The 24,462-nt window shown below is 39.2% G+C and carries 23 protein-coding genes and 2 pseudogenes; 18 read left to right on the top strand and 7 right to left on the bottom strand.

Features of this window, described 5'->3' with window-relative positions:
* Positions 1 to 9: 9 nt before the first annotated feature.
* Positions 10 to 137: pseudogene (locus tag A6749_RS29335) on the top strand (SDR family NAD(P)-dependent oxidoreductase); the annotation flags it as partial.
* A pseudogene (locus A6749_RS28770) lies at positions 114 to 185 on the top strand (hypothetical protein); the annotation flags it as partial. The pseudogenes A6749_RS29335 and A6749_RS28770, both read left to right, overlap by 24 nt.
* 420 nt (positions 186 to 605) lie before the next feature.
* Here the strand turns inward: A6749_RS28770 and A6749_RS00415 are convergent.
* On the bottom strand, positions 606 to 1,838 hold the full coding sequence (locus A6749_RS00415) for a COG4705 family protein (protein ID WP_066383346.1): 1,233 nt from the start codon (positions 1,836 to 1,838) through the stop codon (positions 606 to 608).
* Between the two features lie 155 nt (positions 1,839 to 1,993).
* Here A6749_RS00415 and A6749_RS00410 point away from each other — a divergent pair, with 155 nt between their 5' ends.
* Complete coding sequence (locus A6749_RS00410; protein WP_153042984.1) at positions 1,994 to 2,527, top strand: OmpL47-type beta-barrel domain-containing protein; 534 nt, start codon at positions 1,994 to 1,996, stop codon at positions 2,525 to 2,527.
* Positions 2,528 to 3,142: 615 nt separating this feature from the next.
* On the opposite strand, the gene fabF is transcribed toward A6749_RS00410, so the two are convergent.
* The gene (gene fabF / locus A6749_RS00405) at positions 3,143 to 4,378 is read right to left on the bottom strand and encodes a beta-ketoacyl-ACP synthase II (protein WP_066383338.1); all 1,236 of its coding nucleotides are present in this window, start codon (positions 4,376 to 4,378) and stop codon (positions 3,143 to 3,145) included.
* A 121-nt stretch (positions 4,379 to 4,499) separates the two neighbouring features.
* On the opposite strand from fabF, the gene A6749_RS00400 reads away from it, so the two are divergent.
* From A6749_RS00400 to A6749_RS00390, 3 genes are all read left to right on the top strand, one after another.
* Positions 4,500 to 5,351, top strand: a complete 852-nt coding sequence (locus A6749_RS00400) for a helix-turn-helix transcriptional regulator (protein WP_066383336.1) — start codon at positions 4,500 to 4,502, stop codon at positions 5,349 to 5,351.
* 324 nt (positions 5,352 to 5,675) lie between these two features.
* Entirely contained in the window at positions 5,676 to 5,945 is a 270-nt protein-coding gene (locus A6749_RS00395) for an autorepressor SdpR family transcription factor (RefSeq protein ID WP_066383329.1), read from the top strand.
* A gap of 4 nt (positions 5,946 to 5,949) precedes the next feature.
* Entirely contained in the window at positions 5,950 to 6,576 is a 627-nt protein-coding gene (locus A6749_RS00390; RefSeq protein ID WP_066383328.1) for an SdpI family protein, read from the top strand.
* Positions 6,577 to 6,625: 49 nt separating this feature from the next.
* On the opposite strand, the gene A6749_RS00385 is transcribed toward A6749_RS00390, so the two are convergent.
* Both A6749_RS00385 and A6749_RS00380 read right to left on the bottom strand, forming a co-directional pair.
* On the bottom strand, positions 6,626 to 7,252 hold the full coding sequence (locus tag A6749_RS00385; RefSeq protein WP_066383325.1) for a FadR/GntR family transcriptional regulator: 627 nt from the start codon (positions 7,250 to 7,252) through the stop codon (positions 6,626 to 6,628).
* Between the two features lie 48 nt (positions 7,253 to 7,300).
* Positions 7,301 to 8,017 (bottom strand): FadR/GntR family transcriptional regulator, encoded by a 717-nt coding sequence (locus A6749_RS00380; RefSeq protein WP_066383320.1) that lies wholly within the window; start codon positions 8,015 to 8,017, stop codon positions 7,301 to 7,303.
* A 580-nt stretch (positions 8,018 to 8,597) separates the two neighbouring features.
* Between A6749_RS00380 and A6749_RS00370 the strand changes: the two genes are divergently transcribed.
* From A6749_RS00370 to A6749_RS00350, 5 genes are all read left to right on the top strand, one after another.
* The gene (locus A6749_RS00370; RefSeq protein ID WP_066383303.1) at positions 8,598 to 9,887 is read left to right on the top strand and encodes an aminotransferase class V-fold PLP-dependent enzyme; all 1,290 of its coding nucleotides are present in this window, start codon (positions 8,598 to 8,600) and stop codon (positions 9,885 to 9,887) included.
* Positions 9,888 to 9,942: 55 nt separating this feature from the next.
* Complete coding sequence (locus A6749_RS00365; protein WP_066383299.1) at positions 9,943 to 11,175, top strand: dicarboxylate/amino acid:cation symporter; 1,233 nt, start codon at positions 9,943 to 9,945, stop codon at positions 11,173 to 11,175.
* Positions 11,176 to 11,319: 144 nt separating this feature from the next.
* Positions 11,320 to 12,786, top strand: a complete 1,467-nt coding sequence (locus A6749_RS00360) for an amidase family protein (protein WP_066383295.1) — start codon at positions 11,320 to 11,322, stop codon at positions 12,784 to 12,786.
* Positions 12,740 to 13,750 carry a threonine ammonia-lyase gene (locus tag A6749_RS00355; protein ID WP_330220434.1) on the top strand — a complete coding sequence of 337 codons (1,011 nt, stop codon included), beginning with the start codon at positions 12,740 to 12,742 and terminating at the stop codon, positions 13,748 to 13,750. The genes A6749_RS00360 and A6749_RS00355 overlap by 47 nt, the downstream gene beginning before the upstream one ends.
* 279 nt (positions 13,751 to 14,029) lie before the next feature.
* Entirely contained in the window at positions 14,030 to 14,668 is a 639-nt protein-coding gene (locus A6749_RS00350; RefSeq protein ID WP_066400555.1) for a 2OG-Fe(II) oxygenase, read from the top strand.
* A 64-nt stretch (positions 14,669 to 14,732) separates the two neighbouring features.
* Here A6749_RS00350 and A6749_RS00345 read toward each other — a convergent pair whose 3' ends face one another.
* Together A6749_RS00345 and A6749_RS00340 are read right to left on the bottom strand one after the other, a co-directional pair.
* On the bottom strand, positions 14,733 to 15,371 hold the full coding sequence (locus tag A6749_RS00345) for a FusB/FusC family EF-G-binding protein (RefSeq protein WP_066383292.1): 639 nt from the start codon (positions 15,369 to 15,371) through the stop codon (positions 14,733 to 14,735).
* Positions 15,372 to 15,501: 130 nt separating this feature from the next.
* Positions 15,502 to 15,765 carry a CD3324 family protein gene (locus A6749_RS00340; RefSeq protein WP_066383287.1) on the bottom strand — a complete coding sequence of 88 codons (264 nt, stop codon included), beginning with the start codon at positions 15,763 to 15,765 and terminating at the stop codon, positions 15,502 to 15,504.
* 397 nt (positions 15,766 to 16,162) lie between these two features.
* On the opposite strand from A6749_RS00340, the gene A6749_RS00335 reads away from it, so the two are divergent.
* The 5 genes from A6749_RS00335 to A6749_RS00320 all read left to right on the top strand — a co-directional run bounded on the left by A6749_RS00335 (position 16,163) and on the right by A6749_RS00320 (position 20,281).
* Positions 16,163 to 17,362: an FAD/NAD(P)-binding oxidoreductase gene (locus tag A6749_RS00335; RefSeq protein WP_066383284.1), complete on the top strand. Its 1,200-nt coding sequence runs from the start codon at positions 16,163 to 16,165 to the stop codon at positions 17,360 to 17,362.
* A 24-nt stretch (positions 17,363 to 17,386) separates the two neighbouring features.
* Entirely contained in the window at positions 17,387 to 17,947 is a 561-nt protein-coding gene (locus tag A6749_RS00330) for a hypothetical protein (RefSeq protein WP_066383280.1), read from the top strand.
* A gap of 16 nt (positions 17,948 to 17,963) precedes the next feature.
* Complete coding sequence (locus A6749_RS00325; RefSeq protein WP_066383277.1) at positions 17,964 to 19,370, top strand: MBL fold metallo-hydrolase; 1,407 nt, start codon at positions 17,964 to 17,966, stop codon at positions 19,368 to 19,370.
* A 130-nt stretch (positions 19,371 to 19,500) separates the two neighbouring features.
* The gene (locus A6749_RS28250) at positions 19,501 to 19,647 is read left to right on the top strand and encodes a hypothetical protein (protein ID WP_161487097.1); all 147 of its coding nucleotides are present in this window, start codon (positions 19,501 to 19,503) and stop codon (positions 19,645 to 19,647) included.
* A gap of 1 nt (position 19,648) precedes the next feature.
* Entirely contained in the window at positions 19,649 to 20,281 is a 633-nt protein-coding gene (locus A6749_RS00320) for a response regulator (RefSeq protein WP_066383276.1), read from the top strand.
* 998 nt (positions 20,282 to 21,279) lie between these two features.
* On the opposite strand, the gene A6749_RS00310 is transcribed toward A6749_RS00320, so the two are convergent.
* Complete coding sequence (locus A6749_RS00310) at positions 21,280 to 22,167, bottom strand: LysR family transcriptional regulator (protein WP_066383269.1); 888 nt, start codon at positions 22,165 to 22,167, stop codon at positions 21,280 to 21,282.
* 161 nt (positions 22,168 to 22,328) lie between these two features.
* Here A6749_RS00310 and A6749_RS00305 point away from each other — a divergent pair, with 161 nt between their 5' ends.
* Complete coding sequence (locus A6749_RS00305) at positions 22,329 to 23,063, top strand: (Fe-S)-binding protein (RefSeq protein ID WP_066383267.1); 735 nt, start codon at positions 22,329 to 22,331, stop codon at positions 23,061 to 23,063.
* Positions 23,053 to 24,462, top strand: a complete 1,410-nt coding sequence (locus A6749_RS00300; protein ID WP_066383263.1) for a LutB/LldF family L-lactate oxidation iron-sulfur protein — start codon at positions 23,053 to 23,055, stop codon at positions 24,460 to 24,462. The genes A6749_RS00305 and A6749_RS00300 overlap by 11 nt, the downstream gene beginning before the upstream one ends.

Here is a 24,462-nt window from a genome sequence, read left to right as displayed (position 1 = left end):
TATAGTCGCATTTTTCCGTATACATCAGGAATTGGAAAGGAATCGACATGTCATTAGTGGCGGAAGGTGCATCTGTACTTATTAATGCACGTCGTGAGGAAAAAGTTAATCAAACTATTAAAGAAGCTGAAAAGCGATTTATGAAAGAGAAACGGCCAACTTCTATTATTCAAAGGCTTATTCGACATTATTATTCAATTAAATGGCGCTTTTATTAAGTAACATAATGCATTATTATGACAAAAAAATATGTCGTTTAAATAGAAAATAGAAAACAAATTAACTAACATCTATCTTAACAGGTAAATATGAGCAATCCATGAACAAAATTTAAAAATGTATATGTTTGGTTGCACAACCGTCACATTAGTAGTTATTTTGCACCTATTTTAAGCGTTATTTGCACTTTTAGTAACTATAAAAAAACCCAATTTCTCAGTTTTATTGAGACATTGGGTTTATCTTAGGATAAGTGCTCATTTTCATTTAAGGGCCGATTATGGAGGATCATTTAAAAGCACTTAACGATGGCTTTTTCGCTTTTGACAATTAAATTGGGGCTATCTCATAAAAAAGGAACCGCTTTTTCGATTCCAAAGGATTTTCTATTTATTTGCACCATATATGATACTGAGCGAATTGGTAAGTGCAGATTTTGACTTGCTGACATCAGGGCTTGATGAACGAACTGCAGCCAACACTACGTCAATGGTTCCATCAATTTTTGTCCAGGTGGTACCATCTATTTTCCTAAGTTTAGGCTCTGATGAATCCCATTGATGTTCTAAATCATCCGCACTTGTTTTAGCCGAACTAAAGTTATTTGAGTTTACTTCCGTTAGCATGTCATTTTCAATTTTAATAAATCCTGTTAATTGTCCACCTAATGAGGCTTGTGAAGAAACTAATTGCGATGCTATAGTATTACTTCTCCATACATAACTGCCAATACCAACAATTAAGAAAATACACAGTGCCGTAATGGTTTGGGTCATAAAATTTTTCTTACTTCCATTAGTTTGGTTTGTTTTTGCTGTTCCGCTTTTTGTATTTATATCAATTTTTGTAACAGCGAGAAAAACTATAATCGCTAAGATAGCTACAAGAAAAATAACACTAGTCACAGTTGTACCCAACCCTAATCCGCCATTAACTTTTGGTTGAGAAAGGAAATCTCCTAATGATGCTCCTAGAGGACGAGTCAAAATATACGCAATCCAAAATGCTAGTACACCATCAAGTTTCATTTTCCATGCTAAGAATATACAAGATATGATAATAATGACAATTATTCCTGTATTAAGATAGCCAAGTCCTAGTTGTTCGGAATATAAGTCACCTACTGCAGTTCCGAGTGCAAATGTGAAAAGAATCGTAAGCCAATAGAATACTTCCCTTTTTGATGTAAAGATCGAGTGTATCGAGAGTGTTTTTTCATTTATATACCAAAATAGAAAAGTTAGTCCTAGAAGTACGGAAAAAACGGCTGTGCTTATCTCAAGAGGTACACCTATACCGTCTGTCAAATTATCTGTTACCAAAGTCCCGAATACGCTTATAAGTACAACCGTTGTCCAATAAATGCCTGGAACATATTTCTTTGCTCTAAATTGAAGAAACAACACAATGAAAAACGCTATTCCCATAATGATCGTAGTGTTAGTTAATCCAAATCCAAGGTTGAAATTAAGGAAATCGGCAAACGTTTCACCGACAGTTGTACATAAAATCTTAATGATCCAGAAGAAAATAGTTACTTCTGGCACCTTGCTAAACAATTGTTTTACTACTGGTTCTTGCCGTACCGTATTTTCGTTAGCTGATAATTTTTTTGACAAAAAACTCATCTCCTTATTGCTAAACCATATTTTCATCACCAAAATCGAGTATAATATAATGATTTTCAGTTTTTATTAAGGAGTAATTAAATCTATCTTAAGTGACTATTAATTTCTATAATTTTTTATTAGATAAATTTAAGGGCTATACAACTTTGCTATTTGAACAGATTGATTTTAAAGATGGATCGTATCTTCATGATGTTACAATAACCTTAGCAGCAACAGATGCAGGAATCGGCGTTTCGCATATTGAATATAGCCTAGATAACGGTGCAACTTGGAAACGTTATGAAGAGGGGCTTACCGTAAGTAAAGAGGGTAAAAACTCCATTCAATACCGTGCGATCGATAAAGTGCATAATGTTTCGGAGACGAAAACCATTGAAGTATTTATTACATCTGCGACAATCGAAAATGCGATTTCTTTAGTAAAACAAGCAAAGGGGAATAATGGAATCAAAACATCCCTTAGCGCTCAATTGGAAGACGTGATTAAAACGTTTGAAAAAGGTCAGAAAAATAAAGCCTATCAATCTCTAGAAAAAATTTACTCACATACTAATAAGTTTACAAATAAGGACTTGGAGGAAGTGGATAAAAAAGAAATTATGTTCATGCTCCAATACATCCTTGAACATCAATCAGCAAATAGCGGCGATGAGTCCCCAGCCTTACTAGCAAGTTAGTTTAAATAGAAAAACAGCGGTACTCTTCTGAAAAGATGAAGACCGCTGTTTTTTCATGTTTTACTATAAATATCGTAAATTCTTTAGCAAGGTCATATTTTTTACTATTAGGTTGCTGAATAGATACTTGTTTTGGTCGATCCGGATATGGTCTATTTCCCTCATCGTCAGGACCAGTCAGGTCATTTCTTTTATATAAGACTTCCCCGTATCCTCAATAGGATAGGAAATTATGCGGGTCAAAAAGGGTGGTACCGCGGAGAGTTTCTTCGTCCCTAGTGGGGGCGTGAGGACTCTCTTTTTTATTTTTTAAAGGAGAGGAATAGCAAATGGAAAAAACAGCAGCAAGAATTCCGAAACACTTACAAAAATATGTTGTGAACCAACAGTAGGAAAATTTACAGCCATTGATCAGGCCGTTTGGCGTTATGTGATGAGACAAAACCATTATTTTTTAAAAAATTCCGCTCATCCGGCATACACAGGAGGAATCCTCGGGTATTTCAATAGAAAAAATACCGAATGTTCATGATATGAATGAAGCTCTATCACCGAAATAAATCTAACCGTTTCCTTAAGAAACGGTTAGATTTACGAAAGAAAGTTTATTCTTATTCACTCGTATTTCCTTAAAACAATTGCAGCATTATGACCTCCGAAACCGAATGAGTTAGACAGACCCGTATTTATTTTCACTTGGCGAGCAATAGATGGTACATAATCGAGATCACATAATGGATCAGGATTTTCTAAGTTAATTGTTGGAGGAATTATACCTTCCTTTAAACTCATTGCTAAAGCAATTGCTTCAACCCCGCCTGCTGCCCCTAACATATGACCGATCATAGATTTATTAGCTGTTACTGGAATCTGATAAGCTTGTTTACCAAACAGCTGCTTGATAGCCATCGTTTCGGAGATGTCTCCCACTTTTGTACTTGTTGCATGGGCACTAATAACATCAATTTCTTCAGGTGATATATTTGCATTTTTTAAAGCTGATCTCATTGCAAGATAGGCCCCTTTACCTTCCGGATGTGTAGCTACGATATGGTGTGCGTCTGAACTTGCACCATATCCAATGACTTCTGCATAAATCTTTGCCTCTCTACGTAAAGCATGAGATAAAGATTCTAAGATTAGAATTCCAGCTCCTTCTGACATGACAAATCCATCTCGATTCTCATCAAATGGACGACTAGCTTTAGTAGGATCATCGTTTCTTGTTGATAATGCTGTAGCATTACCAAAGCTTGCAACTGATAAGTCTGTTATAGCTGCCTCTGTTCCACCTGCGAACACAATGTCAACTTCTCCAGAACGAATTATTCTAAAGGCTTCACCAATAGCTGTATTTCCAATAGCACAAGCAGAAACGGGCGACATAGAAGGTCCCATTGCGTTCCACTTGATACTAATTTGTGCTGCAGCAGCATTAGAAATCATGGCAGGTACTAGGGTCGGGCTAACTCTTCTTGGCCCCTTCTGTCTAAGAACATCAATATTTTCAATCAAGGTTTCAATACCCCCTATACCAGAACCTACATATACGCCTAACCTTTCTACATCTATACGATCTAGGTCTAACTTAGAATCTATCCAAGCTTGTTCAGCTGCAGCTAAAGCAAATTGACAAAAACGATCTAAACGTCTAGCTTCGTTCTTTCCTAAAACTTCATCTGCATCAAAATCTTGGACGATACCTGCAATTTTTGTCTTATGATTAGTAACATCAAATGTATCGATAGTGGATAAACCAGATTCCCCGTTAATTAAATTGTTCCAAAATGTTTGGACGTTGTTTCCTATAGGTGACACTATCCCCATACCGGTAATCACAACTCTTTCCACTTTTCATCCCTCCAAAAAAATAATTTACTTGTATTTTACATCCCCTTTATCCTATTACAAGTGATAGTTTATCATGGTATAATTACTAATAGGTTAAATGATTAGTTGAGGAGTTTTAAAAATGAATGATAAAACTAGGCTGGAAGCTTTGTCGACATTCTTAAAAGCTAAGCGTGCCCAAATTAAGCCAGAGTCTGTTGGTTTGCCTGCTGGAACCCGGAGAAGGACACCTGGATTACGAAGAGAAGAGGTTGCACAATTAGCAGGTGTAAGTACCACTTGGTATACATGGCTAGAGCAAGGAAGAGATATAAAAGTTTCTTCAAACATACTTGATTGTATTTCTACAGCTCTACAATTAAATAATGATGAAAGAGACTACTTATATGACCTAACATTAGAGACAAAATCAGAAATTTCAATTCAAAAAAAGAATCAATCAGAGCTTAGCCCTTCTTTAAAGCGAATACTTACTGAATTAACATATTGTCCGACTATCATTACGGATCGACATTGCCATATAGTGGGCTGGAATCCTGCAGCTGCTCATGTTTTTTTAGATTTTGACCAAATACCGAATGATCAAAGAAATTTGATTCGTTTAGTGTTCACTAGAAAAGAATTTAAAGCATTGGCCGTCAATTGGGAACATTTTGCGAAAGGTTTTCTTGCTATTTTCCGTACCTATTATGGACACTATTTAGGCGATGAATGGTACAACCAATTTATTAAAGAAATGAGTTATTCACATTCAGAATTTCAGGATTTATGGCAAGAAAGTCAAGTAAGTAAGGCTCCAGAAATGATAATTGAATTCAGACATGCAAAAGTAGGCAAAATGTTGTTTAATTTAACTTCTCTTCAGGTACAAGGTGATATGGATTTACGGTGCAGTATCTATACACCAGTAGAGGAAACAGATACAGAAAATAAATTAAAGCGATTAATGAAGAGGGTTTCGGTTGAAAATTAATAAAGTAATTTCGTTAATCCATTATAGGGAGCTTTTCTTTAGTAAGAAGGCATCTTTCTGATATTCCCCTACACATTAAGGGATTAGGCATTTGCACTTTTTCATTTATATCTGCAATTTTTAAGAACTTATCTGCAGTTTTTCAACTATATCTGTAAAATTTGTCCGCTGTTTTCATTAAAGGCGGCTTTTTTAAATGGTACCTGGAAGCAACAAAATTGGTAATTGACATTTGTGTAGGTAGAAATAGTATATATTTAGATAATTATCTAAATACCTAATCAAAAGTTTTCAGAAATGCTTTACTGGAAAAGAGGGATTGGCATGAATGATGCTTTTAAGGCGTTGTCTGACCCAAGCAGGAGAAAGATTCTTCATTTGTTGAAAAAGCAGGATTTATCGGCTGGGGAAATTGCGGACCATTTTAACATGACAAAACCAAGTATTTCGCATCATTTGAATTTACTGAAGCAAGCAAACTTGGTCGATGCGGAGAAGAAGGGGCAGCAGGTCATTTACTCTTTAAATACAAGCGTGTTTGAAGACGTAGTGACATGGTTCATGGATTTTTTAAAGAAGGATGACGGGGAGTGATGACATGAAAAGGCATTGGTTTGGCTTGGTGTTATTGATCATCAGTATGATCGGAACGTGTTTTGCCTATCCATATTTACCGGACCAGATAGGTGTTCATTGGAACTTTAGAGGGGAACCTAATAGCTTTGCAGATAAATCTTATGGGGCATTTTTATTCCCCGGAATAATGTTATTATTCTATTTGATGAGAATTCTTTTACCTAAGGTTGACCCAAAGAAGAACAATTATCAACGTTTCGGAGACACCTATGCCTTGATTATGAACGGAATTCTATTATTTTTATTCGTCTTTCAGGCTGTCCATTTGATAACTAGCCTCGGTTTTATAAATCCCAAATATGTCATTCCGGAAATAATTGGACTATTGTTTATTTTTATTGGCAACTTTAGCCCGAAATTTAAGCCGAACTATTTTATCGGTATTCGCACACCGTGGACTTTGGCGAGTGAAGATGTCTGGAAAAAGACACACCGATTCGGCGGCAAGGTATTTGTGGTTTTAGGGTTACTCATGATACTAGTCCCAATCATTCCAGCGGCTTTACTGCTTTACTATGTAATCATCGTATTACTTGGTGGCTTGGGAGCTATTGTTTTTTCTTCTTACTATTTTTTTATCAAAATATAAGATTGGGTGTTAGGCACTATGTGAATTTTTCACATGGTGCCTGACACCTTTAAGGACAACATTTGTCAAAAAATTGATTTAGCTTTTCTAAATCCTTGTTATTAAAACATTCGAAGAATTCTACGTATGGGATATTGTCTTTTAGGTTGTTAAAATAATGGTGCCCTTCTAAAAAGGTTTTTGTGCTTGACCATAAAGATAAATATAAGGGATTTTCTATTGTAGAACCTAGTTTTTCAAGCAGTTTACAGAATGCTTCCCATGAGCAAGTCTCATTTAAATAAAGCCATTGCTCAACAGGATTGACTGATTTCGCTTTTTTAAGATAATTAATTACGATCAACCGCGAATTTTCTAAAAACATTTCATAATACTGATAGAGAGTATCAGAACCTGGATTTTTCTTTAGTTCGTAATATGGGATGATGAAATAGGGCGGCTTTGATACAAAGGTGCCGCCACCTTGTTTGGATTCGAGAAACTTCATTAGCTCTAAAACACGCAGACCTTCCCTTATCGATGATCTGCTAACTTCTAATGTAACACTCAAATCTCTTTCGGTAGGAATTTGAGCCCCAACTGGAAGGTTTTCAGATATAATATAATCAGCAATTCTATTGGCTACCTGTTCAAACATTCTTAAGCTTCTTTTAACCGTATATTCCTTGTCAACCATAGGAATCCTCCTAAATAAACAAAATAGGGGGGCATTGGCATCCTTTTATTATAGACTCAATTCATTATTCCATAATTTCTCTTCATTTTTGTGTAAATGATTTAACATTTCTAACCGGGCTGAATTGGGGTCCTTTGATAAAATGGCATCGGTAATCCGTTGATGTTCCTCATGAGTTTCGGTAATATATTGCTGTGAAAGCATAACAGATTGTTTTTTAGTAATTTTGATTGCTTCAAAAATTCTTGAAGAGATTGTATTGAATATGGTTTCAAAGATAGAATTGTTTGAGGAAACAACGATTAAATAATGAAACCGATAATCTTCTTGAATTCCAATTTCTCCGTTTTGATTCTGATGGATCAACTCTAAATGTGCCTCTTTAATTTTTTTCATTTGTTCCTCTGTTGCTCTTTCCGCTGCAAGCCAGGCTGCTTCCACCTCAATCACTCTTCTGAACTCTAGAATTTCTCTTAATGATTGCTTATTAATAATCAACTGGGTTGTCAGATCCTCTACGAGTGTGCTTCCAGTAACTTCTCTAAGGATACTCCCAATCCCCGGTCGTTTTTCTAGTATACCTTTTGACGCTAGAATACTAAGTGCTTCGCGAACTGCCGTTTTACTGACTTGAAATTTTTCCACCAGTCGATCTTCGGAAGGTAATTTATCACCAGCTTTTAAATTTTCATTACGGATGTACTGAATGATTTGAATAACTATTTCTTCAGATAAACTTTTTTTCTGAATCGATTTCAAATTCATTTTTTTACTCCTTTTTGTTTTAGTTTAGAAGAATAATATCAGAATGTAAATTTGAAAATTATGAAAATTCCATATTTACAAACATTAATTTGTGATGTAAAGTTGTTTATAGATAACATGTTATAATGGTCTGACCATTATAACACATAGAATCATACTTTGTTTTACAAAAATCAAAAAAGGAGGGGAATATGTCATTCAGTAAAATAAAAGCGCTTTCCAAATACCGCGTATGAACCTTACAAAATATTTCTCAACATCGACTTTAGCAGGTTTAAAGAATTACTAAAAAAGGATGATGCCTTTGAGAATTCGAAAAATCATTTTTCAATCTTTCATAATTTCATTTACACTCCATCTCTTCGCCGGCCTAATTTACCTAACTATGATCATGAATATTAATGCCTACATGAAAGGCATTAATATTGAAGATTATTTCAAAATATCCCCGGACCTACTTAGTTTCTACTCTCTAACTGCATCATTTTTCATCGTAAGTATTTCAATGATTGTTATAAAAATTGTTTATAAAGTGAGGAATAATTTTACTATATTTTTCTAAAAATGGAGGTTTGTTCAAATGGCTAAACTAAAAAGTGAGACCTTATTTAGTAACGAATTGTTGAATGAAATTAGAGAGAAATTTTCCTATATTGATGTTGATCCAGTAAAGCAAAGGAAAAGAATTTTCTTCGATAATGCCGGGGGGTCATTTCGTTTAAAAAAAGCGACAGAAGTATTTCATCAGATCGATTTAATTCCTAATTGCCCTCAGCGGAATCATGAAACCTCGAAATATTTACTAGATGTAGAACAAAAGGGAATAAACGATGCGAGAACGATTTTCAATGCTAAAAAGGGAAGTATAAACACTTATTTTACGGCTTCACAGGCCATCTTTGAGATTACAGGTGTAATTGCTGAAAATACGGAAGGAACAAACATTGTAACAACCGCTTTAGAACATCCATCAGCCTTCGATGCAGCCAAGTTTTACGCCAATAAATTAGGGAGAGAACTTCGGGTTGCCAATACAAACCCAGTAACTGGAGGAGTAGATGTTGATGAAATAACAAAACTTATTGACGAGAATACTAGTCTCCTTAGCGTCATTTATGCATCCAATGTATCCGGAGCGATATTAGATATTGAGACAATTGTCAAAGAGGCTAGAAAAATAAAGCCTAATTTATTTATTGTGGTGGATGCTGTACAACATGCGCCGCATGGAATCATCGATATTGAAAAAACACCTGTAGATGCCATTAACTTTGCACCGTATAAGTTTTTTGGTGTGAGGGGATGTGGGATTGCTTACCTTTCTGAAAGAGCAGCAAACCTGCCGCATCACAGGTTATATGGGAAAGCGGATGGTGATTTACAGCTGGGAAGCCCAGTACCAGCCCATTTTGCGGCTATTAGTGAAGTAGTCGATTATGTCTGCTGGATTGGCAGTAAATTTTCCAATGAACAGGAACGAAGAAGTCTTTTCGTTGAAGGAATGAAGAGGATTGCTTTACAGGAACGGGGACTTCTTGAAACATTGCTTGATGGAACGGAAAAGATTCCTGGATTAAGAAATATACCTGGGGTAACGGTTCATCTTGATTATAAGGACCTTTCCAAAAGGGATTTAATCGTTGCTATGAGTATAGAAGATTTAGACTATAAAGAGGCTGTCCGTCAATATGAAGAGGAAGGCGTAATTGTATTCGAGCGTGTTGCCACAAGCATTTATTCTAAAAGAATGATAGAGTCGTTTGGAATGATAGGGGCGATAAGGGTCTCACCATTACACTGTCATCGCATCGAGGATATCGAAGAGTTTCTCATAATCACTCAAAAAATGGTTGAAAAGAATCGCAGCTAGATTTCATTCTCCAAGAGTAGAAAATTAATTTTCTAATGTACGAGGGGGAATAATAATGAAATGGTGGTTTAAGAGACAATTATATACCCAGATCGCTATATGTGCGTTAATAGGAATAGTCCTCGGGCTGATGTTAGGACCAAAAGCAGCAACGCTAAAGCCTATAGGAGATATTTTTATTAGTCTGCTTCAATTTCTTGTAGTCCCATTAACGTTTTTTTGTTTGATTGCTGGTATTACGAAAATGGAAGATATTCGTGCGGTAAGGTCAGTAGGGGGAAGAATTGGTGTATATTTTATTTGCACCAGCCTTCTTGCAACTGCAGTAGGAGTATTAATTGCCTTTATCATCAATCCGGGAAAAGGGACCGTTGGATTACTAGATTCCAGTCAAAAAGTGGAGAATGTTGAATTTAGTTTTATAAACCAGATTGTCGGATGGTTCCCATCTAACATTGTGAAGGCAATGGCTGAAACCAACATGCTTCAAATCATTATTGCTTCAATCATTATAGGGGTGGCGCTGCTAGTTCTTGGAGACAGTGTGAGCGGTTTGAAAAAGCTTGCGAATGAAAGTGCGGACCTGATGATCAAAATCACCGAATTCGTTATGTATATTTCCCCATATGGAATTCTAGCTTTAGTTGCAAACATGACCGGTACTTTAGGCAGTAAGATGCTCGCGGAGGTAGGACGCTTTATTTTAGCAGATTATATCGCCTTAATTATTGTTTTAGGTGTTTTTTATCCTATATTTATAAAATTCCTTGCTCGAAAGAATGTACTTCGGTTTTATCGGAATATATCTCCTGCCGTATTAGTTGCGGCAAGTACTACTTCAAGTAATGCTACACTTCCGGTTTCTATGAGAGTGGCCGATAAAAATTTAGGGATACCGGAGAAAATTTACGGTTTTACGCTGCCGCTTGGTGCAACTGTCAATATGGATGGAATGGCTGTTGCACTAGGTGTTATATCTGTATTTGCAGCAAATTTGTACGACCTGCCTATTACATTTTCGACGATTATTCAATTTGTATTCCTGGGGCTAGTCCTATCGATTGGGGCAGCTGGCGTGAAAGGTGCAGGAGTAGTTATGTCAACCGTATTACTGTCTACGCTTGGACTCCCGCTTACTCTTGTACCAATATTAGCCGCTATATGGCCAATCATCGACATTGGCCACACCACAACAAACGTAACAGGAGATCTAACCGGAACGACAGTTGTAGCATCACAGTTAGAAATGTTAGATGTACAAGTATATGACCATTCAATAAAAGCATAGAGTTGTTTAAGGTGGGTGTCAGGCACTATGTGAATTTTTCACATGGTGCCTGACACCTTTTAACTTTTTTTTCTATTTTTTCTATTTATTGAATTTTTCTACTTATGGTAAAATAAAGAAAGTAATGTGATCAGGGGTGTGGGGATGGCTATTAATTTTAATGAGTTTTTGAGGGAAGAATTATCGATTAGTGATTTACAGAGGGCGATGGAAAATGGGGAAATCACTTCGAAAAAATTGGTTATGTATTATTTAGATAGGATTGCAGCGTATGACCAGGATGGGCCAAGGTTAAATTCCATTCTTGAAATAAATCCTGATGCAATTTTTATCGCTGAGGGACTCGATCAGGAAAGAAAAACCAAGGGAAGCAGAGGCCCTTTGCACGGAATTCCAGTTTTGTTAAAGGATAATATTGAAACTGGTGATTCCATGCATACAAGTGCAGGTTCGATTGCGTTAGAAAACCATATCGCGCGCTGTGACGCGTTTCTTGTAGAAAAGCTTCGTCAGGCGGGGGCCATTATTTTAGGTAAAACCAATATGACGGAATTTTCAAATGCTGTGTCTACAGAAATGTGGGCAGGGTATAGTTCAAGGGGAGGGCAAGTATTAAACCCCTATGGGCCCGGTGAATTTTTCGTTGGAGGCTCAAGCACTGGTTCGGCCGTTGCCGTTGCTGCTAATTTTACCGTGGTATCCGTTGGGACTGAAACAGATGCATCGATATTAAGCCCATCAATTCAAAATTCAGTGGTAGGGATTAAACCGACAGTTGGGTTAATCAGCCGCAGAGGGATTATTCCGTTTACATATTCACAGGATACAGCTGGTCCGATCGCAAGAAATGTGGCGGACGCTGCACTTTTATTAGGGGTACTGGCAGGTGTCGATCAAAAGGATCCGGCAACCTATAAAAGTGAAGGAAGGCTGGAAAAAGATTATTCCATTTTTTTAGACGAAAAGGGTCTTACTGGCGCCAATATAGGCGTATTTAATTATACATCTAGTATTTTTCGTAGTGACGAAGAGTATGACGAAGAGTTATATAAAGATGCAGTAGAAACGCTTAGGTATCAAGGTGCCAACGTAATAGAAGATATTGAAATACCATCATTCAACAGAGAGTGGAACTGGGGAGTCAATCTCCATGAGTTGAAACACAGCTTAGAGAATTATCTTTCTCAATTGCCGTCAAATGTGCCTGTACATTCATTATCAGAGTTAATTCAATTTAACAGAGACAATAAGGACAGGGCATTGAAATATGGTCAGAATAAATTTGAAGAGAGGGATCTACTTCCTAATACATTAAGAAGTCCAGAATATTTAAACGCCAAATTGGAAGATGTGTATTTTTCCCAGGAAGAAGGCATTGATTTTGCTTTGAAAAAATATCATCTTGATGCCATTCTTTTTCCTTCTTATTTAGGTTCCACGATTTGCGCCAAAGCTGGGTATCCATCAATTGCCGTACCGGCTGGATATATGAAGAATGGTAGACCTTTTGGTATAACATTTGCCGGAACCGCCTACAGTGAAGGTATATTAATCAGGTTAGCCTATGCATTTGAACAGGCCGCTAAGTCTCGAAAAAGTCCGCGATTATAATTTGGAGGGGATTCCGATTTTTACTTTATCTAAAATTCAAGAAGCTAGGGAAAATATTAGTTCTTTTATTAAAAAAACTCCTGTATTATCCTATGGCGATCCATTGTCCCAAAACGGAGAAAATACTATTTTTCTAAAGGCAGAACATTTACAGCTGACAAGGTCGTTTAAGGTACGCGGGGCTACGAACAAGATTAGAAAGGAAGCAGCAATCGGGGCTAGACATGTTGTTACCGCTTCGTCAGGAAACCATGGGCAGGCGGTTGCGTGCAATGCCTTTCATTTGGGGATCAAGGCGACCATCGTAACACCTACGGATGTTGTACTACCAAAATTGCAAGCTATTAAAAACTATAACGCTGACGTCGTCATGCATGGAACCACCTCTGATGAACGATTGTCCTATGCTGGTTCTTTGCTACAAGACAAAGGCACTGTATTCATCCCACCGTATGATGATTATGATATTATGGCGGGGCAGGGTACGATTGGATTGGAAATTCTCGAACAGGTGGACGAGTTAGATGCCGTGTATGTTCCAATCGGAGGCGGAGGCTTAATTTCAGGGGTGGCCACGGCGATTAAGGAATCTAATCCTAACGTGAAGGTCATTGGGGTGGAACCCCAACTTGCAAATGACACATTCCTATCCTTGCAAGCCGGCGAACGAGTCAATATTGGCTCAGAGGCTGCCGGAACCATTGCGGATGGCCTTAGAACCAATACCCCTGGGGAAAAAACATTTCCAATTCTCCAGAAATACGTCGATGAAATTCGTCTTGTAAGCGAAGAACAAATTTGTCAGGCCTTCACCTGGGCTCTGACCCAAATGAATCAACTAATAGAACCTTCCTCCGCAGTCGCCCTAGCCGCAGCATTATCCCACCCAAAACAAGGTGAAAGGGTATTGGCTGTGGTATCAGGAGGAAATGTGGATCCTAAAATACTGAGAGAGCTTTTTTAATTAGGGTTTGGTGTCAGGCACCATGTGAATTTTTCACATGGTGCCTGACACCCCTAACCAATAAATATTTATTAGGTTGGAAAAAATTTTAAAAAAATGTAGAAAAACTTATTTCAAAGGTGGTAAAATTCTTAAGCAGAAATTTTTTTGCAGGAAGGAATAATGAGTAGATGGAAGGTATAGTTTTACTAGATTTCTTCTAAGCGATGGCAACTTTCAGAATCAGACCCGTTAAATTTTTGGAAAATTCTAATAAGAAGAGGTTGATGAAAGTTGTTAATGGATGCTAAAGAATTCTCTTATAAAGAACAGACTGTTTTTAATCACATTGGGAATAAAATTAAAACGGAAGATCGAGAAATAAACATTATTGCTAGAATGGAAGAACCACTGATCGTCGTTTTAGGAAATGTCTTAAGCAACGAAGAATGTGATGCACTCATGGAAATGTCAAAAGAACGGCTTCATCGTTCAAAAATCGGAGGCACTCGTGACACAAATGAACTCCGGACTAGCAGCAGTATGTTCTTTCAAGATGGCGAAAATGAGATGATTGCTAGAATTGAAAAGAGAATTTCGCAGATTATGAATATCCCTATAGAACACGGGGAAGGCATTCAAGTATTAAATTATAAAATTGATCAAGAGTATAAAGCTCATTTTGACTTCTTTTCGAATTCAAACAATCCCCGAATCAGCACACTCGTAATGTACTTAAACGATGTCGAGCAGGGCGGGGAAACCTATTTTCCAAAACTGAACTTCTCCGTCTCCCCACAAAAGGGAATGGCGGTATACTTCGAATACTTCTATAACGATCAAACCTTAAATGACTTAACACTCCACGGCGGCGCCCCCGTCATCATCGGCGACAAATGGGCAGCCACACAATGGATGAGACGAAAAAAAGTAAGATAAAAGATGAAGAGGGTGTCAGGCACCATGTGAATTTTTCACATGGTGTCTGACACCCTTTGTTAACTCATTTCAAGCATAGCAAAAGAAAATCGTTTAGTTTTTCTAATGAGGTTAAGTTTTGGTTGCACTTATGGCTATTTTGGCAAATGTAATTTCCTTTTTTGGTGAAGGTACCTTGGATTGTGCCTTTTTTTTCGGTCAAGAACAGCCCGACTTCTTCTAATTTATTACACACAGCACAGATCCCTTTTTTATTGATCGGATTAAATTGTCCTGGAACACCGATCGGCATTCCATCAAGATAGGCAATGAGATATTTTTTCTGTGATCCTTGATCATCTATGCCGAGGTAAGATAATTCTAGTAAATCGGCGGGATCCAATGACGGGAGCTTTAGCTTTTTCACCTTAGGGAGTATTTTTTTGGCTGTTTGCAGTGTAACTTCTTTAAACGGAAGAACATAAAGCTTTACTTTGTTTAAGAATTCCTCCGCTTGTTCTTTATTTTCAATATCAATGATGGGATGAAGCAGCATTTTTTTCTCTATCTCCATCTCAACGAACAAGTTTGTTACTTTTTCAAGGTTGAGAGATTTATAAGCCTCCAATACATCCCGATCATTAATGGAAGCATGGGCATGGATCAGCTTTTGTGTGCAGTCTTTTATATAATGAAATTGATCAACTCTAATAAATGGTTCCATTTCTTTTCACTCCTACTGAATTGCTACCTTTTACTTTATAGAAATTCTTTTGCTTATTAAATAGGGAAAATGATTAGGAACCAAACTCGCCATACAAAAAAGCACTGAGATCATTCAGTGCTTCATGCCATTATTTCGAGTATACAATTTTTTTGATGGTTTCAGGGGATAGGTAATATTGATCAGCGAGCTGTTCAATAGTCCTTCCTTGTTTAAACGCCAGCTTGATCGCGGTATTTCGTTCATCCAGCTTCTTTCGAGACCCTGAACGCATTCCCCATTTTTGATAAGAGTCTTCAAGTTTAGGAATATAAATGGTTTCCCCTTGAACATATTTTTGAATTTCTGATATCAGCTCTTCAGGTAAAATAGCTGTCGCTTTGACATAAGCCATTCATCCCAGCTCCTTATTCTTTATTTGAAAAAATAAGGTGCAAAGCTTTGTATCAGAAAAGCTTACTAAGGCGATTTAATAAAAAATCTACCCCATGCAAAGTATCGCCTTTCTAATACTAGGCTTTGCATGAGCTGCTGAAGTATCTGGCCATTCGCTGTTTCTCGCCACCCCATCACCCCCCGATATAACGACCATGGAGAAGTTTTTTGAGGATCCATTATATAACAAATGAAAAACTTTTTCTATTTTTTTATGCAGGCTATTCAAACGGTTTTATCAAAAAATTACACCATCAAGTTGTAAAAATGAGGGATTTACCCTATATGTATTTTTTACCAAAATTACTACAATAGAATGGATATGATTATTTTTCGTATATAAAAGGGGGATTCATTTGGGAAAATTGACAAAGTACACGGTTGCCATTGTTGGTGCCGGGTCTGCCGGTATTTCGATTGCTGCCCGTCTCGTGCGGAAATCACCAGCACTAAGAGAACAAGTTGTCATCATCGATCCGTCAGATAAACATTATTATCAACCATTATGGACATTGGTCGGCGGCGGTGCTGCAGATCTTGCAGACTCCGTAAGAGAGCAAGCAACCTTAATTCCAGAAGGTGTAAAATGGTTAAAAGAATCTGTGGAGCAGTTCTTTCCCGATGAAAATTCACTGGTCACCAAAGAAGGAACCACCATCCAATATCAATATTTAGTTGTGGCTGCAGGTATTCAAATTCATTGGGACAAGATTAAGGGTCTAAAAGAAACGATGGGGAAAAATGGGGTTTGCAGTAACTATTCCCACCACTATGTTAAAAGCACCTGGACCAATATCGAAAACTTTCAGGGCGGAACAGCCATTTTTACACAGCCTAGCACACCAGTGAAATGCGCGGGGGCACCCCAAAAAATCATGTATTTGGCCGATGATTACTTCCGACAATCCGGCGTTCGTGAAAACTCCAACATCATCTTTGCATCCGGACTTCCAGCCATTTTTGCCGTAAAGCGCTACGCAGAAACACTCGAGCAGGTAATAGAAAGAAAAGGGATCGAGACACAATACCGTGTTGAGCTGATTGCCATTGACGGCGTCAAAAAAGAAGCCACCTTTCAAAATTTGGACACCCAAGAAACATTTACACATAAGTTCGATATGATTCATGTGACTCCGCCGATGGGGCCTCCTGAGTTTATCGCCAAAAGTCCGATCGCTGATAGTGGCGGCTGGGTGGATGTGGATACCGAAACTTTAAGACATAAAACCTATAAAAATATTTTTGGCGCGGGGGATTGCAGCAATCTGCCAACCTCCAAAACGGGGGCTGCGATTCGCAAACAAGCGCCTGTTGTTGCCGATAATTTGCTTTCATTGTGGAAGGGAAAAGCGATGAACGCTAAATATGACGGCTATACATCCTGCCCATTAGTAACCGGCTACAACAAGCTCGTCCTAGCAGAATTTGACTACCAAAAGAACCCGTCAGAGTCCTTCCCAATCGACCAATCGAAAGAAAGAATCAGCATGTATTTGTTAAAAAAGAATGTGCTGCCAATCGTTTATTGGAATGGCATGCTAAGGGGATTAATGTAAACGCTATAGTAAAGGGGGAACAGGATGTCTACTATTAAAAACGAGTCGCAAATAGAGGCCGTTCTACGGGAAATGGAAAAGCCCGAACAAATTGAATCATTGCATTTTCTTGTTAATAAGCTTCCCGAGTTAACATCGGCCATCCAATTCGTCGAGGAAAAAGTAAAGTTTATCCAATATACCATCAGTGACCAGCAATCCGTAGAGGGGATCATTGGTCAAGTTGAACAAAAAATCGAAAACTTACATTTAACGAAAGAGCATCTGGAGGCAATGGTGCTAATGGTCCAAGCGCTTCCACGGCTCGTTCAATACTTAGAAAAGGCAGAGGATATGTTTCTCTTTCTGCAGAATGTTGTGACGGATTCCGAGTCAATCGAGTATGCCCTAAAAGGGGTTAAAGAGGTGCCACCGGTTGAAAAAACATTAAATGTCCTGAAAGAGACAAACGAAAGATTCCAAGTTCAACAGGACTCCTCACCGGTATCCATGCTGCGCATGTACCGTTTGTTGAAACATCCGACGATCCAATCAGGTCTGAAATATGTAGAAACGTTGTTGGATGTGATTCATAAACAAAAGTAATCCAGGAGGAGAAACTATGTTTTTTCGCTCTTTTTTCGATGAAAACTTAGCACATATGTCGTATTTGGTGGGCTGCCAGCAAAGTGGTGAGGCGATTGTGATTGACCCTGCCCGGAATTTACAAGCTTATTTTCGTACGGCTAAAATGGAGGGTCTGAAGATTATTGCCGCGGCGGAAACTCATATTCATGCGGATTTCTTGTCCGGTGCCAAGGAGCTTGCGAAACAATGCGGGGCTGTTCTTTATTTGTCAGATGAAGGAGACAAAGATTGGAAGTATCAATATCTCGATGAGGTTCCTCATGTTTTAGTGAGGGATGGAAGTGCTTTTTCCATTGGCCATGTTGAATTTCAGGTGCTCCATACTCCGGGACATACTCCGGAAAGCATTTCGTTTCTGTTGACCGACAAAGGCGGGGGTTCGCAGGAGGCAATGGGGATTTTTACCGGAGACTTTGTTTTCGTCGGCGATATCGGCCGTCCGGATTTGCTGGAAAAAGCGGCAGGCGTTGCAGGTAATGCAGAGATCGGAGCAAGGCAGATGTTTCAGTCATTGAAAAAATTCAAAGAGCTGCCTGACTTTCTTCAGGTTTGGCCGGCACATGGAGCGGGTAGCGCCTGTGGAAAAGCGCTTGGGGCGGTTCCAGTGTCAACGGTCGGTTATGAAAAACGGAACAATTGGGCGCTTCGCATGGGCAATGAAGAAGAGTTCGTGAATACGCTGCTTTCTGGACAGCCAGAACCGCCAAAATATTTCGCGATGATGAAAACGTTGAATAAAATCGGCCCTGCTTACGTAAGTGATTCGCCGCTTAATAAGCTGGTAAATCCGGCTGACTTAGCGGCATTTAACGAAGAAGCCGTATTCCTAGATACCCGGCCAGCCCGCGAATTTGCGGCGAAGCATTATGAGGGATCGATTAATATTCCTTTCAATAAATCCTTTACAAACTGGGCCGGCTGGCTGATACCATATGATCGCGATATTGTACTGATTGCCAATCAAAAGGAGGTTCAGGAGATTGGGACGGCGCTGGCATCCATCGGACTAGACCGGATTATGGCGTTTATCGAGCCGGAAACGGCCCTTTCACATGAGGATTGCGTTGAAATGTTTGGAGAAGTTGATGTTCAGGAGCTGCCTGAATACTTAAGGGAGGGTAACCACGAACTTCTAGATGTGCGGAATCAAGCGGAGTGGGATGGTGGCAGAATTGAATCCGCCAAGCATTATATGCTCGGCACTCTTCTTGACCGGCTGGGAGAACTGGACCCGGCGAAGACTTACATTTTACAGTGCCGTTCGGGAGCGCGTTCTGCGATTGCGGCCAGTCTGCTCCAGGCGAATGGCTTCAAAAATGTTCTCAATTTAAAGGGTGGGATTTTAGCTTGGAAGAAAGAAAAGTTTCCGGTTTTGCGATAAGTTTCGGTGTTTACAGGGACCTGGTTTTAAGACCAGAGTCCCTTTTTTAATTTTTGGACAATATTAGTTCATATTCCTTATCTCGTCAATAAGATAGATTTATAGAGGTTTTTAATAGGGAGGAATTGGGTTGAGGATGAACGAGATTTCAGGAAAATTTATCTGGAAGATTGAAATGAATCCGGTCGCCAAACGACTGATTGGGTGGAATGTCCAGGGAAATGAGGGAGAGAGAACCGTGATTACCATGCAAATACCGTTGGATACGGAGGGTTGATATGAAGGTATTAATCGTCGATGATCATATTTTGATTAGAAAGGGAATTCGATTTCTATTGGAGAAATTCACCGATATCCAGGTGGTCGGAGAAGCACGCGACGGATCAGAAGCCATTACGCTTGCGCTGAAGGAGAAACCGGACATTATTTTAATGGATTTGTCGATGCCTGATGGCTTGGACGGGTTCTCAACAGCACAAACCATTCTTTTCGAAACGGAAGAAGTGAAAATCATCGCTTTGACGACGCATGATGAGGAAATTTATGTCCGGAAAGCTTTGAAGCACGGGATTCATGGCTATTTGTTGAAAAATAGCCATTCAAATGAGTTATTCGATGCCATGAAGGCTGTGTATAGAGGCAAGCGGTTTTATCGAACGAAGGTGCCCGAGCATCAATTCAAGCGCTTGTCCGAGGAAGAAGACGCTGCCTCCGTTTTGACCGTCCGCGAGCAGGAAATTGTCCGGCTAACATCCCTTGGATACACTAACATCCAAATCGGAAAACAACTGGGCATCAGTCCAAAAACGGTGGAAAATCACAAAGCCAATATCATGCGGAAGCTGGGATTCAAGGAAAAACACGAATTAGTCAAGTATGCTATTAAAAATAAATTGATTGATTTGTTCTAAAGGCGGTGGGAGAAGAGGGAATTAGAGGATGTTGTGATTTTATGGGGGTTCTATTGCCCGCGGAGTGCAAGGGAGAGGGTCAGGCGGTAAAAAGAAGAGGGGTCTATTGCCCGCTGGGTGCTCGGAAGGGGTAAGGTGGTAAAAAGTAGATGGTTCTATTGCCCGCTGGGTCCTTTGAAGGGTGTGAGGCGGTAAAAAGAAGAGGGTTCTATTGCCCGAGGAGTGCTGAGTATGGGGTTAGGCGGTAAAAAGAAAATGGTTCTATTGCCCGAGGAGTGCTGAGTAGGGGGTCAGGCGGTAAAAAGAAGAGGGTTCTATTGCCCGCGGAGTGCTTAGAAGGAGGTCAAGCGGTAAAAAGAAAAGAGTTCTATTACCCGCGGTGTGCTGAGAAGGGGGTCACCCGGTAAAAAGAAGTGGATTCTATTGTCCGAATAGCGCTTGAAAAAAGGTCAAAAGTAAAAATGACATCACTTCTAACCACTGTAGATAAATAGTTTAGTATAAAATTATTATGTTAACAAATGCATTTATCATTACCATAAATCCCATATAAAATAGAAAAACGAGCCATCTATTTTTGAAGGCTCGTTTTTCTGTAGTCTTACTTATCTTTTGTAGCCAGCCCAATGATCATCACTATCAGTGTGAGCAACTGGATTAATACTTCTGTATCTATCCTGGTTCTCCTCCAAACCTAAGTGAATTTTCATTCCCCCGGCCTCTCCAAGAAAAAGTAAAGACTTACGTTTCCCTAGTACATACATATTCTTGAAATTATTAAATATGACATTTTTGTTCAAACGGGTGTCGGGCACCATGTGAGGGGACAGTGGTAAAAATAGTGGCATGATTCTGCCGATCAGCACCACAATTCCAGGTCAGCGGTAAAAAAGAAGTCTTGATTTTGCCCGGGCAGCGCCTCAACCAGGGTTAAGCGGTAAAAAAGAAGGCGTGATTTTGCCCAGGCAGCCCCTCAAACTAGGATCAGTGGTGAAAATTTAAGTACTCTGAAAAGTCTCAATGAATCGGCTGGCGCTTTTTGAAAGCTGGCGCTCCTTTAGCCAAATGACTGAAGATTCGGATTGGCAAGGAAAATCTAAGATGTCCATCAATTTCACGTATTCATCTACTTTAAATGTAACAAAGCTTTTTGGCAGGATGGTTGCGCCTATTCCTGCTTTGACAAGCATGAGAAGAAAAGCCGCGTCGGGGCACTCGCATACAATATTTAACTCTACACCAAATTTGTCACATTCATCAATGAACATTTGATGATAACTTCTTTCTTTGCTTTTCCCTTTTTTTAGAAAGAGAAGGGGTAAATTCTTGAATTCATTTAACATTATTGTTGTACGTGTATTGGCTTCTTGCCACTGTGCAGGCATGACTAACACAAAAGGTTCCTCTGGTAAATTGTGAATTGAAAAGATGTCTTTTTTGAAGGGGGAGCGAATAATTGCAAGTTCAATTTCCCGTTTTTCTAATTGTTCACTTAAGATGGATGGACTTTCTTCGTATATCCTAAAGCTAACAAGTGGATATTTTTCCTGAAAGTACCGAATTTTCTCTGAGAGAACGGGGATACAAGTGTGAATGGTCCCGATAGATAGTACTCCTTTAAGCCCCTCGCCAGTATCCTTTACCTCCGTAATGGTTTCGTTTAATTGATTTAAGATACTCTCAGCTCTGATATACAGCAATTTACCAGCTTCGGTTAAATTCATAGAGCGACCGTTTCTTGCAAACAAAGTTGTACCCAATTCCTCTTCCAATAATTTAAGCTGCCTGCTAAGGGGAGGTTGTGCCATATGAAGCCTTTCAGCAGCTCGGGTAAGTTGTTTTTCTTCAGCGATGACGACAAAATAACGGAGTTGACGGATATCCATAAAAAACCTCCTTCTATACCTTTATTATATAGAAAACTAACAAAATAAATAGTTTTTATATACTAATATGGGTGTTAAGATGGTTTTATAATCAGAATTATTAGAAAACTAAAATCTGTAAGATCTTGCTTAGAGAGTAATTTTCCCCCGAGGAGGTTTGTATGAAAGTTTCGTTATTGATAACATGTCTGTCCGATGTATTCTTCCCGCAAGTAGGTAAAAGTGTCGTTGATCTGATGAATCGATGTGGAGTGGAAGTGGATTTTCCTGAAGGACAAACATGCTGCGGTCAGCCCGCTTATAACAGTGGATTTCAGAAGGATGCAAAGAAAGCGGCAAAACAAATGATTAAGGCATTTGAGCACAGTGAATATGTCGTGACTCCATCCGGTTCATGTGCAAGTATGGTGTGTCATTATTATAAGGATTTATTTAAAGAGGAGCCCGAATGGTATAAGAAAGCGGAAGAGTTAGCAGGGAAAACGTATGAATTAACAGACTTCTTAGTCAATATTTTACACATGACTGAACTTGATTCCAAACTTTCCGAAACAGCAACGTTCCACAACTCATGCCATATGAGCAGAGGAATGGGGATAAGAAATGAGCCCCTTCAGCTTTTGTCTCAAGTGGAGGGCTTAGAGCTAAAGGAACTGCCATATTGTCAAGATTGCTGTGGATTCGGCGGCACCTTTGCGGCAAAAATGAGCCCAATCTCCGAAAAAATGCTCGATGAAAAAATTGAACATATTGCTTCGACTGGGGCTAATGTTCTTATTGGAGCAGATTTGGGCTGCCTTTTGAACATTCAAGGAAGATTACGAAAAAACGGAAGCAAAATCCAAGTGGCGCATATTGCGGAAGTGTTAGCAAGGAGGGAGAGAAGTGAATGTTGAAGAGATCGATTTTCTTGGACGAGTAGATAAAGCACTAAACGATTCACAAATGAGAAAGGCCGTTCCGCTCGTACAAGACCGGTTTCGAACAGGATGGATGGAAGCAGCCGAGGATTTAGGTAATGTGGAAGAATGGAAGGAAATAGCTTCAAAGATTCGAAGTCATACCATTGAAAATTTAGATAGTTATCTAGAACAACTGGCGGCTAATGTTCGGAAAAATGGAGGGCATGTGCATTTTGCTGCAAAAGCAGAGGATGCCATTTCCTATGTGGTAAACCTGACGAAGGAAATAAGTGCAAAATCAGTTGTTAAATCCAAGTCCATGGTTACAGAAGAAATTCACCTCAATAAACATTTAGAGGAAATAGGAGTAAATGTTGCAGAATCGGACCTTGGTGAATATATCATTCAACTAGCCGGTGAAACCCCATCCCACATCATATCTCCATCTATGCATAAATCAAAGCAGCAAGTGGCCAAACTCTTCTCTAAAGAGGCGGGCCGAACGATTCCAGCAGAAACCGATGCATTACTGAAATTCGCAAGAGAACATTTACGGGAAAAATTTTTAAAGGCCGATATTGGCATCACGGGTTGTAACTTTGCGGTGGCCGAATCGGGGTCAGTTGTCCTGATAAGCAATGAAGGCAACGCGCGTTTAACCACCACTTTACCGAAAGTACACATTGCCATCATGGGAATGGAGCGCCTCGTTCCGACGTGGAAAGAATTAGATATCGTCGTCTCCATGTTAACCCGCAGCGCTGCGGGTCAAAAAATTACTTCTTATATGACAGTGATCAACGGCCCTCGTTTACCGGAAGAACTCGATGGGCCTGAAGAATTCCATTTGGTTATTTTGGACAATGGGCGTTCTGATATTTTAGGAACAGCTTACCAAGAGGTATTGAAATGTATCCGATGTGGTGCCTGTTCGAATGTTTGCCCAGTATACCGAAATATAGGGGGGCATGCTTACGGTAATGTTTACAGCGGTCCGATTGGGGCGGTGCTTACTCCTTTATTAAAAGGATATGAAGAATATAAGGAACTTCCGTATGCCTCAAGTCTCTGCGGGGCGTGTACCGAGGTTTGTCCGGTTAAAATACCGTTACATGACCTTCTGCTACAACATCGAAAGGATGAAGTGGAAAAAGGGTTAGCTCCATTGACAGAAAAACTCGCATTTAAAGGATTTGGCTACATGACCAGTCATCCATTTGTTTTTGATAAAGCTGTTAAAATGGCCCATGCAAGTTCTGCGTTCATTTCAAAGGACGACCATATTAAAAAAGGACCCGGCCTTTTAAAAGGCTGGACGGAAGTAAGAGACCTTCCAAGACCTGCAAAACAATCCTTCCGTGATTGGTGGAAGAAGGAAAAAGGGGGGCAGTAA

It is taken from the genome of Neobacillus mesonae (genome assembly GCF_001636315.1).
GTDB lineage: Bacteria > Bacillota > Bacilli > Bacillales > Cytobacillaceae > Neobacillus > Neobacillus mesonae.
This window is presented reverse-complemented; position numbering and strand designations above follow the sequence as displayed.